Source organism: Arthrobacter sp. AL05 (assembly GCF_029960715.1).
Lineage (GTDB): Bacteria > Actinomycetota > Actinomycetes > Actinomycetales > Micrococcaceae > Arthrobacter.
On record NZ_JASBRC010000010.1, the window covers coordinates 75,362 to 91,787 of the forward strand.

The following is a 16,426-nucleotide window of genomic DNA, read 5'->3' on the forward strand; positions in this document are numbered from 1 at the left end:
CCGTTCACCGGACTCGAATCCGGCGTCGGGCTCGGCGTGTCAGGACATCTTGGCCGGCAAGGTCTTGGGCATAAACGCGGGACGGGTCGCCTCGAAAGTGGTGATGTCTTCCTCGTGCTTGAGTGTCAGCCCGATGTCGTCCAGACCCTCAAGCAGGCGCCACCGGGTGTAGTCGTCGATCTCAAACGGGGCCACAATATTGCCGCAGATCACGGTCTTCGAGACAAGGTCCACGGTGACTTCGGTGCCGGGCGCGTTCTCCAGTTCCTTCCAGATCAGTTCAATGTCGTCCTGGGCGAGTTCGGCGGCGAGCAGGCCCTGCTTGCCGGAGTTGCCGCGGAAGATGTCGGCGAAGCGTGAGGAAAGTACGGTCTTGAAGCCGTAGTCCTTAAGTGCCCAGACGGCGTGCTCCCGGGAGGACCCGGTACCGAAGTCAGGCCCGGCCACCAGCACCGAACCGGCATTAAAAGGTTCCTGGTTGAGGATGAACGCCGGGTCCTTGCGCCAGCCGGCAAAGAGTGCATCTTCGAAACCGGTGCGCGTGATGCGTTTGAGGTAGACGGCGGGGATGATCTGGTCCGTGTCGACGTTGCTTTGGCGCAGCGGGACGCCGATTCCGGTGTGGGTGGTGAACTTTTCCATGGCGGATCCTTCTAGGCTGTGTGGATCAGTGACTGTCGGAAGCTACGCGGCATCGGCGCTCAGGGCCTCGGACCCGGGCGCAGGTTCTAGGTCCGACGGCGAGCTCAGGGTGCCGCGGACGGCGGTGGCGGCCGCCACCACCGGGGAGACCAGGTGGGTGCGTCCGCCCTTGCCCTGCCGGCCCTCGAAGTTGCGGTTCGAGGTGGAGGCGCAGCGCTCCCCCGGTTCCAGCTGGTCCGGGTTCATACCCAGGCACATCGAGCAGCCGGCGAAGCGCCATTCGGCGCCGAAGTCCTTAAAGACCTTGTCCAGGCCCTCGGCCTCGGCCTCGAGGCGGACGCGGGCGGAGCCGGGCACCACAAGCATCCGGATGTTGGGGTCCTTGGTGCGGCCGCGGATGATGTCCGCGGCCGCACGGAGGTCCTCCATCCGGGAGTTGGTGCAGGATCCCAAAAACACCGTGTCGACGCGGATGTCCTTCATCGGGGTGCCGGCTTCCAGGCCCATGTACTGCAGCGCACGTTCCGCCGCAGCCTTGGCATTCTCGTCGCCGAAGTCCTCGGGCGAGGGCACCTTCGCGGACAAGGATACGCCCTGGCCCGGGTTGGTCCCCCAGGTCACAAACGGTTCCAGGGTGTCGGCGTCGAGGTCCACTTCGAGGTCGAAGCTCGCGTCATCCTCCGTGCGCAGGGTGTTCCAGTAGTCGACGGCGGCATCCCACTCGGCGCCCTGGGGTGCGTGCGGACGGCCGAACATGTAGTCGTAAGTCGTCTGGTCCGGGGCGACGAGTCCGGCGCGGGCGCCGGCTTCGATGGACATGTTGCAGATGGTCATCCGGGCTTCCATGGACAGTGCCCGGATTGCGGAGCCGCGGTACTCGAGCACGTAGCCCTGACCGCCGCCGGTGCCGATCTTGGCGATGACGGCCAGGATGATGTCCTTCGCGGACACTCCGGGGCGCAGTGTGCCCTCGACGTTGATGGCCATGGTCTTGAACGGCTTCAGGGACAGCGTCTGGGTCGCCATCACATGTTCCACCTCGGAGGTGCCGATGCCCATCGCCAGGGCGCCGAAGGCCCCGTGGGTGGAGGTGTGCGAGTCGCCGCAGACCACTGTCATGCCAGGCTGGGTGAGGCCCAGCTGCGGGCCCACCACATGCACGATGCCTTGTTCGGCGTCCCCCAGGGAGTGCAGCCGGACACCAAATTCCTTGCAGTTGTTGCGCAGGGTCTGGATCTGCGTGCGGCTGGTGAGATCGGCAATTGGCTTGTCGATGTCCAGCGTCGGCGTGTTGTGGTCCTCGGTGGCGATGGTGAGATCGGGCCGGCGAAGCGGACGCCCGGCCAGCCGGAGCCCTTCGAAGGCCTGCGGGGAGGTCACTTCGTGCACCAGGTGGAGGTCAATGAAGAGAAGGTCGGGCTGGGCGTTGACTCCTTCGCCGTCGCCTTTGCGCACCACGTGCGCGCCCCAGACTTTCTCGGCCAGTGTCTTTGCCACGGCCTGCTCCCTTCACTGCGGTATTTTCGTACGTAACTGCTTGTTCCCACCACTGAATCAGCCCGCCCGCGCCCTGCGCCAGCGCGTTGACTTGCATCTCAGATAATGAGACGGCAATATCATTACATGGACAATTCTAGTGGAGTCGGTGTCATCGATAAAGCCGCCCATGTGCTTGACGCACTTGAGGCAGGCCCAACCACCCTGGCGCAGCTTGTTGCCGCCACGGGACTGGCTCGGCCCACCGTGCACCGGCTGGCGCTGGCGCTGGTCCATCACCGGCTGGTGAGCCGCGACATCCAGGGCCGCTTTGTGCTCGGGAGCCGCCTCGTGGAGCTGGCCTCCGCGGCCGGTGAGGACCGCCTGATCGCCTCCGCCGGGCCCGTCCTGATGCAGTTGCGCGACGCCACCGGTGAGAGCGCCCAGATTTTCCGCAGGCAGGGTGAGTGGCGCGTCTGCGTGGCCTCCGCCGAACGGCCCATCGGCCTGCGCGACACCATTCCCGTCGGCACCCAGCTGTCCATGAAGGCCGGTTCCGCCGCCCAGGTGCTCCTCGCCTGGGAGGACCATGACCGGCTCCTTGAAGGTCTGCAGGCCGCCCGTTTCACCCCCACCGTCCTGGCCGGGGTTCGGCGCCGCGGCTGGGGCCAGAGCCTCGGCGAACGCGAGCCGGGCGTGGCCTCCGTTTCGGCCCCCGTCCGCGGTCCGTCCGGCCGGGTGATCGCGGCAGTGTCGATCTCCGGTCCGATTGAACGCCTGACCCGCCAGCCCGGTCGGCTGCACGCCGAGGTGGTCTGCAACGCCGCCCGGGTGCTGACCGAGGCGCTGCGCAAAACCAGCGACTAGCGGCATAGGCTGTGCGCATGAGCAGTTATGCGGTGTTCCTGCGCGGGGTCAACGTCGGCGGCATCACCATAAAAATGGCCGAGCTGAAGCAGGCCCTCGCGTCCCGTCCGTTTTCGGACGTGAAGACGCTCCTGGCCAGCGGAAATGTTGTGCTCTCAAGCGAGCTGCCCGCCGCCGGCGTCAAAACGGAATTCGAGGCCTGCCTCCGGGAGGCGTTTGGCTATGACGCCTGGGTGGTGGTTTTGCCAGCGGACCGCGTGGGCGAGCTGGTGGCGGCGTGCCCCTACCCCGCGGACGACGCATCCACCCATACCTATCTCACGCTGGGCTCGGACCTCGGGGTGCTTGCCGAGCTGCATGAGGCCGGCCAGGCCCTGGACGGCGCACAGCTAACCGCGCTGGGACCGGAAGCCTTGGCGTGGTTGGCACCCGCCGGCGGCACCCTGGACAGTCCGTTCAGCAAGCTGTCCGCGAAGCCGAAGTACAAGGCCTCCACCACCACGCGCAACCTGCGCACCATGATCAAGGTCCGCGACGCCGCCGCAAGTATCTGAGCTAATTTTGAGACCGGCCGATTGTCCTATCCGAAACGATGCGGGGGACACGCACAGTCCGCGTTGCTACGCGAAGCGTGACTCATATGGCACTTTTCCACATGTTGCCTCAGGCGATACTCTCAGTGGAACCGTCACTTCACAATTCATCGGAGCATCATGGCTACAGGACGCTACATACGCCTTAAGGAGGTCCAGCCCTCAACCGACAAGCAGCAAAGTCCGTCAGCCTCGTATTTGGGGGGGGACGGATGGCTCACTCACTAAGGGACCCTTCACTTGCCGGACTGATCACAATGGATTCATCGAGACTGGCAACCCAAACAGGCAGAACCACCCAGCAATGGTTTTTCTCGGTGATTCGTTCGTGGAATCGATGTTTAATGCCGAAGCGAGTCGGTTTGTCTCCCGTGCGGAGAATTTGCTCGATGAAGCCGGCTTCCACTTCTCGTGCCGAAATGGGGGGTATTCCGGAGCCACGACGCTACAGCTGCTGAACGTTTTGATTAACAAGGTCTACCCACTCGTGGGTGCGGGCGGCACGGTGATCTTGTTTGCACCACAGAGTGACGTTCACATTTTTGGCGCCCCTGCCACATACTGGCATCCGACTGACCGCTATGCGCCAATCATGCCGCCGATTGCCCCAGAAGCTACACAAATGTTGCGTGGATTCAATTCAACGGCGCAAATCTTGGAAATTATCGTTGGGGCATCTCGTAGTCTAGGAATGAACCTTGTGCTGGCAACCTCCCCATACCGTTCCGCTGCCTGCGGGGAGGATCCTTGGCTCGACAATCACCTTGAGGGAGACGTATTCCACACAGTCCTAGCTCGCCGCGCGCTCCTCGCCGAAAAGGTTCGAGAAGTCGCTGCACGCACTGGTGTACCGCTGATTGATGCCGCCAAACATTTGGATGGCAAATTTCATCTATTCTTCGACGAACTCCACCTTAACGACGCAGGGCAATCAGCATTCGCCGTCTGGCTTTCCCAAGAGATTCTCCAACTTGAGTTCGTTCACTAGGTGCAGTTCTGACGGAAGTTGTATGCAGCCTTGAGCGATGTGAAGGGTTAGGGCTTCCGGTTTGGAGGCCCAGGACTTACCTGACCCACACGTCAGTAGATCTCACCTCTGAACCGCGACTGAAACTCGTCCGCCGGATCCTCTCGGAGTGCCAGACCCAGCACCGGCAGCAGAACACTACGAGCCGTACTTGCCGGCGGCTGTGAAACAACCGGCTACGGTCTGTACGGCAATTAGTGCGACGTCGGTATGGCGCCAAGTCTTCTCACGCGCGCCCGAACAGCGGGGCGGATCGTGGCGCTGCGCTCCCGCGCGGCTGAGCTTCCCTCTGCGTCACGGTCGGCTTGCATCTGAAACGCTCCACACGTCGGCAAAGCCCTGGCCAAGCATTAGAGGCCCGCGCTCGCCTGTCTGACCGTCGGGCCCGGGCTACCTCTCTTCCGCTTCATAAACTCCTCTGCAGAATTTGGAAGTCGACCATCCCAGGAGACCTGATCCACTTATATATCAAGAATCTCAGACGACTCCGGGACTTCGGCGGCGGCAACGTCCGTGGAAGCAATCGAGGCAGCATTCGTGAGCCGATGCGCGACTAAGGCCGATACAGCCACAGGTTTTCCCAACCTCGCAGGTCCAATATGGCCATGGATTGCCGGTAGCCGGGGAAAGGCTGAACATCATGTCAGTGACACGGAGAAGTGCCATTATTTTCGGAGGTCTCGGGCTAAGTGCCGCCCCTTACGGCATACAGGCCGTTCGCCCCGCCGCTGTAGCTAATACTGGGAACGGGATCTCGGCGGATGACTATGCCGGCGCCGGTGACGGAACTGCGCAGGGCACAGCTGCGCTGCAGAGCGCATTTACAGCTGCGCAAGGGACGACCCTCGTATTGGGCAAGGAAAAGACGTATGTCATCTCTTCCTCCATCAACGCGCCGAAGAACATGACGTTGGTGTCCAATGGCTCAAGGATAGTTAAGAACACCATCGGCGCTTGGGCTCTGATCACGAACGATGGGTTCAAGGCAACCGTTTTGGATGTCGAGACCCCAGGACACGCCACGGCAACAGATCAAGGCGTCTATGTCGCTGGCAGCAATGTGCACATCGGCCACCTCCGCGTCGTGTCCTCACAAGGCGACACCCCAGGCCTGAATGGCGTTGTGATCGGCAATGCTCAAGCCGTGACGGCTGCGTCCCGCACGAACGTCTGTATCGACAGGCTGGAGGTTACGGGTTTCCAGCGCCCGGTTCGGATACTGAACCTCGCGGACTCGTGCATCGCCAACATCGATATTCGAAACTTCATTGTCGGCGTGTACTTGCAAAACAACGTCTCCAACGTCAGCTTCCCCCGCGCCACTGTCTCGGGCACATCGGCGGCGTCCTCAGCCGGACCGTATAACGGCATGAACGGGTTGCTTATTGAGTCCACGGCCGACTACAACACTTATGGTCTTCGGTTCCACGATTGGACTGTTGACGGCGCCCCGGAACATTCCTACCGGATCGGTGGTGGATTTTCGGTCACTGATATCACATACAACAACTGCATCAGCCGCAATCCCGGAAACGCACCTGGGAACGCCTCCACCGGCGGCGGCGCCTTCAAAGCCTTGGGAGTGGTGGGCCACTGGCACTCCAACATTCGCTACATCAACTGCTTGGCCGAAGACTCGAACACAAGCGCAGTCGGAATCAATGCCTTCAGCCAGTTCAGCTACGGTTTTTGTGAGAATGTAGCGCTCGTAGCTCCAGTCGTCCGCAAACGGAACAAGTCGTACTCGGCTCACATCGCTCTCTACCTGTCCGGCGTAAGGCACTTCGACATCGCCAATCCCAATTTCAGGGACACCAAATCTTGCACCATGTTCATCGGCAAGGACGGTACCGACAATTCCTTGACCGGAGTGAGCGACATTCGTGTGACCGGCGGCTTCCTCGACTCGGCATCATCCACCAATCAGTGCATTCAGTTGGACACGAGGCAGACCGTTACCAAGAATGTCTATATCAGCAATGTCACATGTTCACGCGGGCAGGCAGCCTGGCGAACTAACTCGGCAACCACGGTTGGCACCGACGTCGGTGCTTACACAAATGTCAACATCGACATTTATTACCAAGACGCTCCAGTCGAAAACGCCAACCCCCCTGTACAAACAGGCAACACGGAAGTCACACATGAATATCGGGGTCCGGTCTACGGGGCTTCCATTGGTGGCCGCAACGGATCGTCCTGCGTCGACCAGACAACAGGCCAAACGCGAATTCGCAAGGCGGCTTCTTGGGCTGTGCTGTAGAAGTCAACGACTGGTGGCGGCATGCTCCTCGCGCGGTGGCGTAACCATCGAACTAGGTTAGCGCCCCGCGGCCTGCAGTGCCTTGTTAAAAGACCCCAGTCGGCTAACCTCAAGTTCCACGGGCTCAACAACCAGATCCGCCGCCACGGCAGCGACGGCAGCTTCGAGCCGTTTCCGCGCCGCTGAGCCCCGCGCCCGTGCGGCAGCGCCGGCGATGAACTTCGCCAGGATGGCCAGGACAATCCCGAGCAGCGCCCCGCCGGCGATCATCACGGTCGGCACCGGCCAGCCCTGCACCAGCGGAACCGCCGGCACGGGAAGCTGCAAGTAGCCCAGCGCAGCGAGCACGCCGAGCCAGGCGAACCCGCCGAGCGCCATCAGCAATGCCAGCCACTGCAGGATGTTAAACGGCACCCACCACCAGGCCTTGCGTCCGGCCTTCAGCTCGGTTCCCGCGATGGCCTGGTCCAGCGCGTCCGGAAGCCGGTCCCGGCCCTCACGGGCCGCGCCGCGGATGACGGCCCGCCAGGGGCCGGGGGCGCCGTCGGATGCTGCATCGGCAAATTCGCGGACCGCGGCATCAGTGCGGGCCCGCTCCGGGGCGCCCGCCGGCGGCAGCGAGGTGCGGTTCACATCCGGCCTGGCGCCCTCCCGGCGCAGGTTCAGCCGCCTGAGCGGATCGGGCCGGAACCTGACCAGCCAGCGGGTGACGGGCCAGCCCGTGCGGCGGGTCGACTCCAGCTGGTAGGACCGGACGACGGCGTCCACGACGACCGGGACGTTAGCGGCAACTGCCAGTTCCGCCGCCAGCCGGGACGTCGACGCAGCCTTGACCCCGGCCGCCCCGCCTTGCCCGGATGCTTCGGCAAGCACCGCTGCTGCCCGCGTAACGTCCGCGGCGAGGCGCTGCGACTGGGCCTGCCGCTGCGTGGCCACCTGCCGAATGGCGGCCCGGACTGCGTCCACACCGGTGCCCACGACGGCGGAGGCGCCAAGGATCTGCACCTTCCCCAGCCCGTCCCGCGCCAGGATGCCTTTGAGTGATTCCAGCACCGGGGCAATGTCCCGGTCCGGGAGCCGGTCGATCTGGTTGAGCACCACGAGGGTGACGGCGCCGTGGGAGGCCAAGGGGCTGAGGAAGTCGTTATGCACCGCGGCGTCCGCGTACTTTTGCGGATCGAGCACCCAAACGAGGACGTCGACGAGTCCCACCATCCGCTCCACGATCTGACGGTTGGCAGCGCGGGTGGAGTCGAAGTCCGGAAGGTCCAGCAGGATCAGGCCCGTGCCCTCGTCGGCGAAACCGGGGACCGGGCTGGCGTGGTGCCGATTCCGGACCTCCAGCCAGTCCAAGAGCTCTTCGCTGCCCTCGGCTCCCCAGATGCCGGCGAGCGGTTCGGAGGTCGTAGGCCGCCGGGCGGCTGCCGTCGCAATTTCCTCCCCGCTGACCGCGTTGAAAAGGGAGGACTTACCGCTGCCTGTCGCTCCGAAGAATCCGACCACTGTGTGCTCCACAGAGAGGGAGCGCCGGGAGCTCGCCCGCTCCAGCACCTGCAGCACACTGTCCAGGACCTCCTCGGGGAGTGCCCCGGCTGCCAGTTCGCGCGCTTCGTTCAATGCCATAAGCCTGCGGTCCAGCCGGGTGGCCTCGGCGGCCGCGCCGTGGCGGCTCATGCGGAGGCCGCCAGCCGGCGGAGCGCCGCGGCCTGGCCGGCGAGCACCGCGGGATCGATTCCGCCGGAGAGGTCAAGCCGGTCCAGGAATCGCTGCTGTTCTTCCCGGAGCAGGACCTGGCAGCGTGCGTGGAGGTCCTCCCGGGCCGTCTTGGCCAGCCGGCGGACGGCGTCTTCGCCAAACACCGCTTCGAGCAGCCGCTGCCCGGCTATGGCAGTACCGCCTGCGACGCCGACCTCCAGCCCGGTCAGCCCTGCAGTCATGGAGAACACCACAATCATGAGGGCGGCGCCGAGCCCGTTGATGCCAAAGGACAACCAGCGGGCCTGCGTGCGTTTGCCTTGGCCCTCGGTCCGGATCAGTTCCATAAGGCTCCCCTGCCAGGCACGGATTTCGGCAGCAGCCTTTTCGGCGAAGCCATCCGAAGTGCCGGAGAGGTCATCGCTGCCCAGCAGCTGGCGGCCGGCAGGATCGGAGCGCCAGCGCCCGTCCGCGTCATCGCCGGCGTTGGCGGCCTCATCGATAATAACGGCCTGTAAGCCGGTCTCGATCGCCGTCTCCACCCGCACTGCCGGTGCCGGTTCGCCCCGGAAGAACGCGGTGGCCCGGTCACGGAACCGGCCAATGTTCTGCTCCATCGCCCGGAAAAACTCGCCGGTGCCGACAAAGTCCTGCCAGCGGGCCAGGACCTCGCCGCGCAGCAGGGCGCCGTCACGGGTGGCCTCCAGGATCCTGGCCACGGCGTCCCGGTAGGCGTCACTGGCGTCACCTGCCAGGACGTCAGCGGCATGGTCCTGGCCTTCGGCTGCCTGCGCCGCCGCCTCGACGCGGTCCGCCAGGGCCTTGACAGTCCCGTTGAGGGTCCGCCGGGCGATGCCGGCGCGCCCGGCGGCGTCCGCGGCGATTTCCTGCAGCCAGCGCCGCAATGGCTCGACGGCGGCGGCCGGAAGCATCCCCATCCGGTCCAGTTCCGCTTCGGGTACAACAAAGAGGCGGGCCCCGCCGAGGCCTTCCCGGCTGAGCATGGACTGCAGGTCCGCGCTGACCTCGGCTTCGGCGGGGGCCGGGACCCGGTCCAGGACCACTGCCACCATAATGTCCCGCGAGGCCGCGTCCAGCAGCAGGCGCCACGGGACGGCGTCGGCATAGCGGTTGGCGGTGGTGACAAAGACCCACAGGTCGGCGGCCGCCAGCAACTGGCTGGCCAGCTTGCGGTTCTCAGCGGAAATCGAGTCGACGTCGGGCGCGTCCAGCAGCGCGATTCCCTGCGGCACCGCCGTGTCGGCGAGCAGGACGAGGGAGCTGACCGTTGCGGCGTCCGGGGTGGGACCGGCCTGAGTGGCGGGCAGCGGCGCAGGGTTGAGCGTGCCGCGGATCCGGCTCAGGCTCGGCAGCACCCGCTGGTCCTCGAACCAGCGCCCGTCCCCGGGGTGGTGCAGCAGGATGGGCTGGCGGGTGGTGGGCCGGATGGCCCCGGCGCGGGTGACGGCATGGCCCACGAGCCCGTTGACGAGCGTCGATTTCCCGGCACCGGTAGACCCGCCGACGACGGCGAGGAGCGGCGCGTCCAGGCTGCGGTAGCGCGGCAGGATGTAGTCCTCGAGCTGGGCGAGGGCGTTGCGGATGTCACGCCGGGCGTCATCGGCGCCGGGCAGGGCCAGCGGCAGCTCCGTCGCGGCCAGGCCGCGACGGACGGCTTCCAGCAGTTCAATGGCCGGGCCGGAGGTATTGTCGGAGCTCACGGTTTCATCATGCCAGTTCAGGCGCGTCCCGGCCTCGGCGTTCCTGACCTGGTTTCATGTGACCATAAGGCCACACTTTCGTTCAAGGACGCCCCGGGCGGCCCGATTGCTCCCAACCACTCTGCATTGACAGGACCTTGCCTGCGCTCTGTCTTGCAACCGATCATGGTTCTCGAATGCCAAGGAGGGCATAGAACCCGCGAGCAGGCGTCGGATCGGCGTAAGTATTTGTATCTCCATGGCTGAGACAGCACGCGAGATCTGGCTGACACCAGACAATTGCCAACTTACTTTGGGAACTAAGGCAGCGTCACGCCGTATCCGTGACAATACAGGGGAAGGGAGCGCCGACCGCCGCGTTGAAACGAAGTCACCTTCGTGGTGGAACGCCTCGACCGTCCGAGTCGGAGCACGAGTGGCACGGACGGAACTTTGTCCCCAGGTAGCGGCCGTCAGAAAACCGGCATGTTTTCGGGTTAAGCTGCAAGCGTGAATGGATACACCGAGGTTTTCAACTTTAGCGACGGGACGATCAGCGGTTGGGCCCTACATGCGTCCACCGTCGTTGCTTACCTGAATGGCAGCAGAATCGGTTCGGCCAAGCCGACTGGCAGCCGCGAAGACCTAGAACGGGTTGTGCCAGGGAGCGAACTATTCACGATCCATTGTACGGAGCCGATCAGTGCGCTGGATTTCGTATCCGGGCGCGGAGAAGTCAGGGCTGTACATGGCGATTCGTCCTTGAAATTGAAGCTAACTGTCAATGGCCGCAAGGTGCTCCTTAATGCAGCCATTGAAGGCTTACTGGCAGAGTCCCCAGATTATCCTGTCTTACCTCGAGTTGACGCTCGAGTCAGAGCTGACGTCGAGGCCGTACAAAACGGCGTCGCAGCCGGACAAATGTCGCCAATGCTGATCCCAGTCGGCGTGCGTTCGGAGGACGGGTCGGCACTGATCGGCAGAAACGGGCATCTGTTTCTTGTGGACGGCAGCAACTCACTGCTCGCTCAATACGGTTCCGACTACGACTACGGTCACGGGGGCCTGGAAGGCACTCTGGCGAGGTGGCTTGACGTATTTGCCACCCGGGAAGAGGGTTGTCGGACGCATGGAGTCAGATTCGTACAAACCGTCATCCCGGAGAAGTTGACGGCGATGCGAGAAAGTTCACCGGTGAAAGTCGACGGGCCAACTCCCCTATACGGCCAGTTGGAGAAGCATCTAAACGGCCAAAGCTGGTATGTCAGCGGTGTGGAGCCGTTTGAGTCGTGGTCAGACAAAGACGACCCGTTCCTGGCGACCGACACGCACTTCTCGGCGGCGGGTGCGAAGGCGATGTTCACCTCATTGACTCTCGTTGTTGACCCCACAGTAGTTCCCCTCCTGGAGGCCATCGTCATGGACGAGATCAGCTACTGCACCGGGGACTTAGGCGAACGCTTCTATGGTCTGCCTCTATATTCGAAGAAATTGGATCCTAGCCCGGGGCAGTTCGAGGACTTCAACCGCGAGCTTGCCGTGACGGAACGGTACTTCCCGCCGACCGGATTTATCGGGCGTCGTTTCTCATGGACCAATGATTCTGCGCCCAGCCGGCTCAAAGTGCTGGTTTTCGGAAATTCATTCTTCGGAGGTGGAGACTTACCGGGGCAACTCGCTTGGTGGGGTAAGCAGTTCTTCAAGGAATTTCACCATGTCTGGCGTCCAGATTTTGATTGGGCGCTCATTGAGGAGATCAAACCAGACGTCGTCATCGGCCAGACGATTGAACGATTCCTCAGGCTAGTCCCTGATGCCTGAGAACCCAGCTAAGTAGGTCCGGAAGGGCTTCCCACGCGTCCGACCGACTACCAGCGACCAAACACTGTCCGTGGCGACGGCTCTTGATGGTGAGCCGCAACACTGGCCATTGCCCTCTGGACGCTACGAAGCGAAGCGGACCAATCGTCGCGAGTCAGCGCCAAATGTGCGACAGCGTGAGGGCCGGGGTCCCATAGAAAATGGGGAGGCGACCGCGATATCTTCAACGCCCCACAGTGGCGCTGCTTTGACGCCATGCCAACGGTTGCGGGTCGCGCGTTGGACCATTGATCACGGATCGGCCACCGGGCGATGCCGTTGTTTATAGCCGAGGCCAGAAGTTGGCACCTACATCGCGATTTTGAGGCGGCATCCTCACCCACCTCCCCGCCGTCACCGACAGAAGTGGCTTCTCCCCGATATCGGCTCGACGTACGGAGCCAGCTCTTGAGGGGATCGCCTGACATGACAGAACATCAAAGTGAGCAAGACTGCTCAACACACGATTGACCTGCGCTCCTGGAACGCATGCATTGAGAACAGACCGACCAAGCTCGGGCTCGTCGGCAACATTCAATCTTAGGTTACGCACGGCCATCCCGTGGACGCCGGCGCATGAGAGCGGACAGGATCATACGCGCCTTGGAAGGAAGTCTGCCCTGTTGTCAATGTCTGGAACGAGCATCGTCCGAACAATGCAGCCTGGCCCCCGGAGGGCCCACCATCGGTCAGAGTACGTGGGCTCATAGCTCCCACAACAACTGGACCCACAGCCTGCAAAATATAAGTAGGCGTGCCATGGCGTGTGCAAGTCATCCGACCTTGCTACCCGGATGCTGGGGCCCCGGACAACGAAAAACGGCCCCGGGCTGTTGCCCGGGACCGTTCTATCTGTGACCCCAGCGGGATTCGAACCCGCGTTACCGCCGTGAGAGGGCAGCGTACTAGGCCGCTATACGATGGGGCCGCGTACTCTCCAGAACGGCATTGCTGCCGTTCGCGCTAAGCAATTATTTCATACACTCAGCAAGTGTTTCAAACCGGCCGTACCGGTTCAAAACCCCTGATAATCCGCGGATTTCCGAGGATTTTTCAGAGCTGGGATACCAGGACTCGAACCTAGAATGACGGTACCAGAAACCGTAGTGTTGCCAATTACACCATATCCCAATGGAACTTTCGGGCCGGATCCTTGGGTCAAAACCCGCGCTCCCGGCGCCTCAGCACGAGTAATTACTTTACCCGAGACTTTCCGTCTGTACAAATCGGGCCGTCCGGCTCCCGCAATTAGCGGGAGCCGGCTACGCGAGCAGCTCCAGCAAGGTCCCGATTTCGCGGCCGGCAAAGCCCGGGGCAGGCTCCCCGCCGCGGTTCAGCCAGACGCCCAAGAGGCCGGCCGCCGTCGAACCGTCAGCGTCGAGGAGGCGGTTGTCCCCCACATACAGCGTCTCGCCGGCGCCGGAGCCGAGGCGCCGGACCCCCTCCAGGTAGATCGCCGGATCCGGCTTCGCCGCACCCACGGTGTCCGTCCCCACCAGCACGCTGATGCGCGCCAGGCCGGCAGCGTCCAGCTTGACCCGCTGGTAGTCGTGGACGTTATTGCTCACTGCCCCGTACGGAATCCCGGCGGCATCCAGCGCATCCAGGACCGGGGTGACGTCGTCGAAGGCGCGGATGTAGCCGTGCTGCCGGCTGGCGTAGGAACTGACCCAATGGTGGGCTTGCTCCCCCTCCGCCAGCTCCACGCCGAAATGTCCCAGCGCAGCCCGGCCCCGGAGCAGCCGCTGCTCGTTGAACGTCAGTTCCCCGGCCAGGTACCGGTCGTAAAAATGCGTGGTCTCGCGGGTGAAAATCCGCCCGAACTTCTCCCACCCGGCCTGGTCCAGTGCGGGCAACAGATGTTCGCTGACGTCGCGAAGGGCTGCCGTCATGGCGAACTCGAGGTCAACGAGGGTGTCGTCGATGTCGAAGAGTACGCCGCGGATGCCGTCCAGGCCGGCGGCCAGGGCGGCTGTCCGGGCGCCGGTGATTGCCTCAGGCGAGCTCATTTTCAGCCGCGGAAAGCGCGCAGCCGGGCCAGGGACGAGTCCTTGCCCAGGATCACCATGGATTCGAACAAAGGCGGGGAGATCCGGCGGCCGGAGATGGCCGTGCGGACCGGACCGAAGGCCAGCCGCGGCTTAACCCCAAGTCCCTCCACCAGGGCTTCCTTGAGCGCCGGCTGAATGGAATCGGCGGTCCAGTCGGCCAGCGGTTCCAGGGCGGCCAGGGCGGCGTCGAGCACCTCGGTGAGGTTCTCCGGCAGTCCCTTGCGGGCGTCGTCGGCGACGTCGATGGCGTCGTCGTTCTTGAACAGGAAGGCGAGCATCTCGGGGGCCTCGCCCAGCAGCGAGATGCGCTCCTGGATCAGCGGGGCCGCCTCGGCGAGGATCTCCCCCTGGCGCGCGGTGAGGGTCTCGCCGACGAACCCGGCCGTGCGCAGGTACGGGACGAGCCGGGAGCGGAAGTCCTCGGCGTCGAGCATTCGGATGTGCGTGCCGTTGATGGCCTCGGCCTTTTTGATGTCAAAACGGGCCGGGTTGGCCAGGACGTCGTTGACGTCGAAGTGCTCGATCAGCTGCTCCACGGTGAAGATGTCCTCATCGGCGGAGAGGCTCCAGCCGAGCAGGGAGAGGTAGTTGAGCAGGCCCTCGGGGATAAAGCCGCGGTCCCGGAGCAGGAACAGGTTGGACTGCGGATCACGCTTGGAGAGCTTCTTGTTGCCCTCGCCCATCACGTAGGGCAGGTGGCCGAAGACCGGCAGGTAGCTGGCGACGCCGATGTCCATCAGCGCGCGGATCAGCACCACCTGGCGGGGTGTGGACGAAAGCAGGTCCTCGCCGCGGAGCACGTGGGTGATGCCCATCAGCGCGTCGTCGACAGGGTTGACCAGGGTGTACAGCGGTGAGCCGTCGGCGCGGACGATCACGTAATCCGGGATGCTGCCGGCCTTGAAGGTGATCTCGCCGCGGACCATGTCGGTGAAGGTGACGTCCTCGTCCGGCATCCGGACGCGGAGCACGGGCTGGCGGCCCGCAGCCTTGAACGCGGCCAGCTGCTCCGCGGAGAGTTCGCGGTCGAAGTTGTCGTAGCCAAGCTTGGGGTCGCGGCCGGCGGCGCGGTGGCGGGCCTCGACTTCGTCCGGTGAGGAGTAGCACTCATAGGCGTAGCCGGCCTCGACGAGCTTGGCAACGACGTCCTTGTACAGCTCAAGTCGCTGGGACTGGCGGTACGGCTCGTGCGGTCCGCCGACTTCCACGCCCTCCTCCCAGGTGATGCCGAGCCATTTGAGGGCCTCGAGCAGCTGCTGGTAGCTCTCCTCGGAGTCGCGCGCCGCGTCCGTGTCCTCGATGCGGAACACGAAGGTGCCCTTGGTGTGCCGGGCGTGGGCCCAGTTGAAGAGGGCGGTGCGGATCAGGCCCACGTGCGGGGTACCGGTGGGCGACGGGCAGAACCGGACACGGACCGGAGTGTCTGCGGTGACTTCGCTGGTCACGCTGGGGGCGGAGCTGGAGACGGCGTCAGGCGCGGAGGGAGTAATCATAGTGTTATCAACATTACTGGTTGAGATTGGCTCGGTACCAACCCAACGCTGGTGCTGCCGGCTCCACCGGGTGTGATTCTTAGGCAGGCAAGCGCAGTACGTCCAGGGCGGAGAGCAGATACGGGACGGGATCGGGGTCAGTTCCTGCCGCCCACTGCATCCACGCTTCAAAGGTCGCACCAAGGTAGGCGGCGCTCAGATAGTTCGCCGTGTCCGCGCGGACGCCGCGGGCGACGAGGTAGAGCCGTGCCCGCTCGCGTTGGGGTTTCAGGCAGTCATAGCTCCGGCTTGCCAGTTCGGTGTGCTCGGCGATCAGGCGCAGGCGCCCGCGCGAGACGGAGAGATCCGGAATCACCGCCACCCCGGCGACCGCGGCCGCCCGCAGCCCGGCCAGGATGTCGCCGTCGGACGGGGACAGTGCCCCGGCCCGTTCCAGTACCCGTCCCGACGCCTCGACCACCGGCTCCATTCCGCCCCAAATGAGATCGGCCTTGGAGGAAAAGTACCGGTACAGGCTCTTCCGGCCCACTCCCGCCTCGCGGGCGATGTCCTCCATGGAAGTGCGCTCATAGCCCCGCCCGGCGAACAGCCGCAGGGCGATCGCCGCGACAGCCTCCGGGTCGATCCGCACGGGACGCCCGCTGGAACGCGGCACGGCAGGCTGCGTTTTTTCCCCGGACATCACACCAGTATTCACCCTTTTATAATGACACAGCGTGTCATAAAGTGGGTGGTATTGCGATCCATCGACGTCCGGGA

12 protein-coding genes and 2 tRNA genes are annotated in these 16,426 nt (G+C 63.9%); 5 read left to right on the plus strand and 9 right to left on the minus strand.

Annotation, left to right across the window (positions count from 1 at the left end; translation table 11 throughout):
• Positions 1-39: 39 nt before the first annotated feature.
• Together leuD and leuC are read right to left on the minus strand one after the other, a co-directional pair.
• Positions 40-642: a 3-isopropylmalate dehydratase small subunit gene (gene leuD / locus QK287_RS13130; protein WP_282360363.1), complete on the minus strand. Its 603-nt coding sequence runs from the start codon at positions 640-642 to the stop codon at positions 40-42.
• Between the two features lie 42 nt (positions 643-684).
• Positions 685-2,139: a 3-isopropylmalate dehydratase large subunit gene (gene leuC, locus QK287_RS13135; protein WP_282360364.1), complete on the minus strand. Its 1,455-nt coding sequence runs from the start codon at positions 2,137-2,139 to the stop codon at positions 685-687.
• Positions 2,140-2,265: 126 nt separating this feature from the next.
• On the opposite strand from leuC, the gene QK287_RS13140 reads away from it, so the two are divergent.
• The 4 genes from QK287_RS13140 to QK287_RS13155 all read left to right on the plus strand — a co-directional run bounded on the left by QK287_RS13140 (position 2,266) and on the right by QK287_RS13155 (position 6,868).
• Positions 2,266-2,985, plus strand: a complete 720-nt coding sequence (locus QK287_RS13140; protein WP_226776205.1) for an IclR family transcriptional regulator — start codon at positions 2,266-2,268, stop codon at positions 2,983-2,985.
• A gap of 17 nt (positions 2,986-3,002) precedes the next feature.
• Positions 3,003-3,539: a DUF1697 domain-containing protein gene (locus tag QK287_RS13145; RefSeq protein WP_282360366.1), complete on the plus strand. Its 537-nt coding sequence runs from the start codon at positions 3,003-3,005 to the stop codon at positions 3,537-3,539.
• A gap of 343 nt (positions 3,540-3,882) precedes the next feature.
• Positions 3,883-4,566, plus strand: coding sequence for an SGNH/GDSL hydrolase family protein (locus tag QK287_RS13150; RefSeq protein ID WP_282360367.1), 684 nt, complete (start codon positions 3,883-3,885; stop codon positions 4,564-4,566).
• A 679-nt stretch (positions 4,567-5,245) separates the two neighbouring features.
• Positions 5,246-6,868 (plus strand): hypothetical protein, encoded by a 1,623-nt coding sequence (locus QK287_RS13155; RefSeq protein WP_282360368.1) that lies wholly within the window; start codon positions 5,246-5,248, stop codon positions 6,866-6,868.
• A gap of 57 nt (positions 6,869-6,925) precedes the next feature.
• Here QK287_RS13155 and QK287_RS13160 read toward each other — a convergent pair whose 3' ends face one another.
• Positions 6,926-8,542, minus strand: coding sequence for a GTPase (locus QK287_RS13160; protein ID WP_282360369.1), 1,617 nt, complete (start codon positions 8,540-8,542; stop codon positions 6,926-6,928).
• Entirely contained in the window at positions 8,539-10,284 is a 1,746-nt protein-coding gene (locus tag QK287_RS13165; RefSeq protein WP_282360370.1) for a dynamin family protein, read from the minus strand. The genes QK287_RS13160 and QK287_RS13165 overlap by 4 nt, the downstream gene beginning before the upstream one ends.
• Positions 10,285-10,773: 489 nt before the next feature.
• Here QK287_RS13165 and QK287_RS13170 point away from each other — a divergent pair, with 489 nt between their 5' ends.
• The gene (locus tag QK287_RS13170) at positions 10,774-12,084 is read left to right on the plus strand and encodes a hypothetical protein (protein WP_282360371.1); all 1,311 of its coding nucleotides are present in this window, start codon (positions 10,774-10,776) and stop codon (positions 12,082-12,084) included.
• Between the two features lie 894 nt (positions 12,085-12,978).
• On the opposite strand, the gene QK287_RS13175 is transcribed toward QK287_RS13170, so the two are convergent.
• The 5 genes from QK287_RS13175 to QK287_RS13195 form a co-directional block, all read right to left on the minus strand.
• Positions 12,979-13,051, minus strand: a tRNA-Glu gene (locus QK287_RS13175).
• Positions 13,052-13,182: 131 nt separating this feature from the next.
• Positions 13,183-13,254: transfer RNA gene (locus tag QK287_RS13180), tRNA-Gln, on the minus strand.
• Between the two features lie 131 nt (positions 13,255-13,385).
• Complete coding sequence (locus tag QK287_RS13185; protein WP_282360372.1) at positions 13,386-14,132, minus strand: HAD family hydrolase; 747 nt, start codon at positions 14,130-14,132, stop codon at positions 13,386-13,388.
• A 2-nt stretch (positions 14,133-14,134) separates the two neighbouring features.
• On the minus strand, positions 14,135-15,667 hold the full coding sequence (gltX, locus tag QK287_RS13190; protein ID WP_282360373.1) for a glutamate--tRNA ligase: 1,533 nt from the start codon (positions 15,665-15,667) through the stop codon (positions 14,135-14,137).
• 79 nt (positions 15,668-15,746) lie between these two features.
• Entirely contained in the window at positions 15,747-16,349 is a 603-nt protein-coding gene (locus QK287_RS13195; RefSeq protein WP_282360374.1) for a TetR/AcrR family transcriptional regulator, read from the minus strand.
• Between the last annotated feature and the right edge of the window lie 77 nt (positions 16,350-16,426).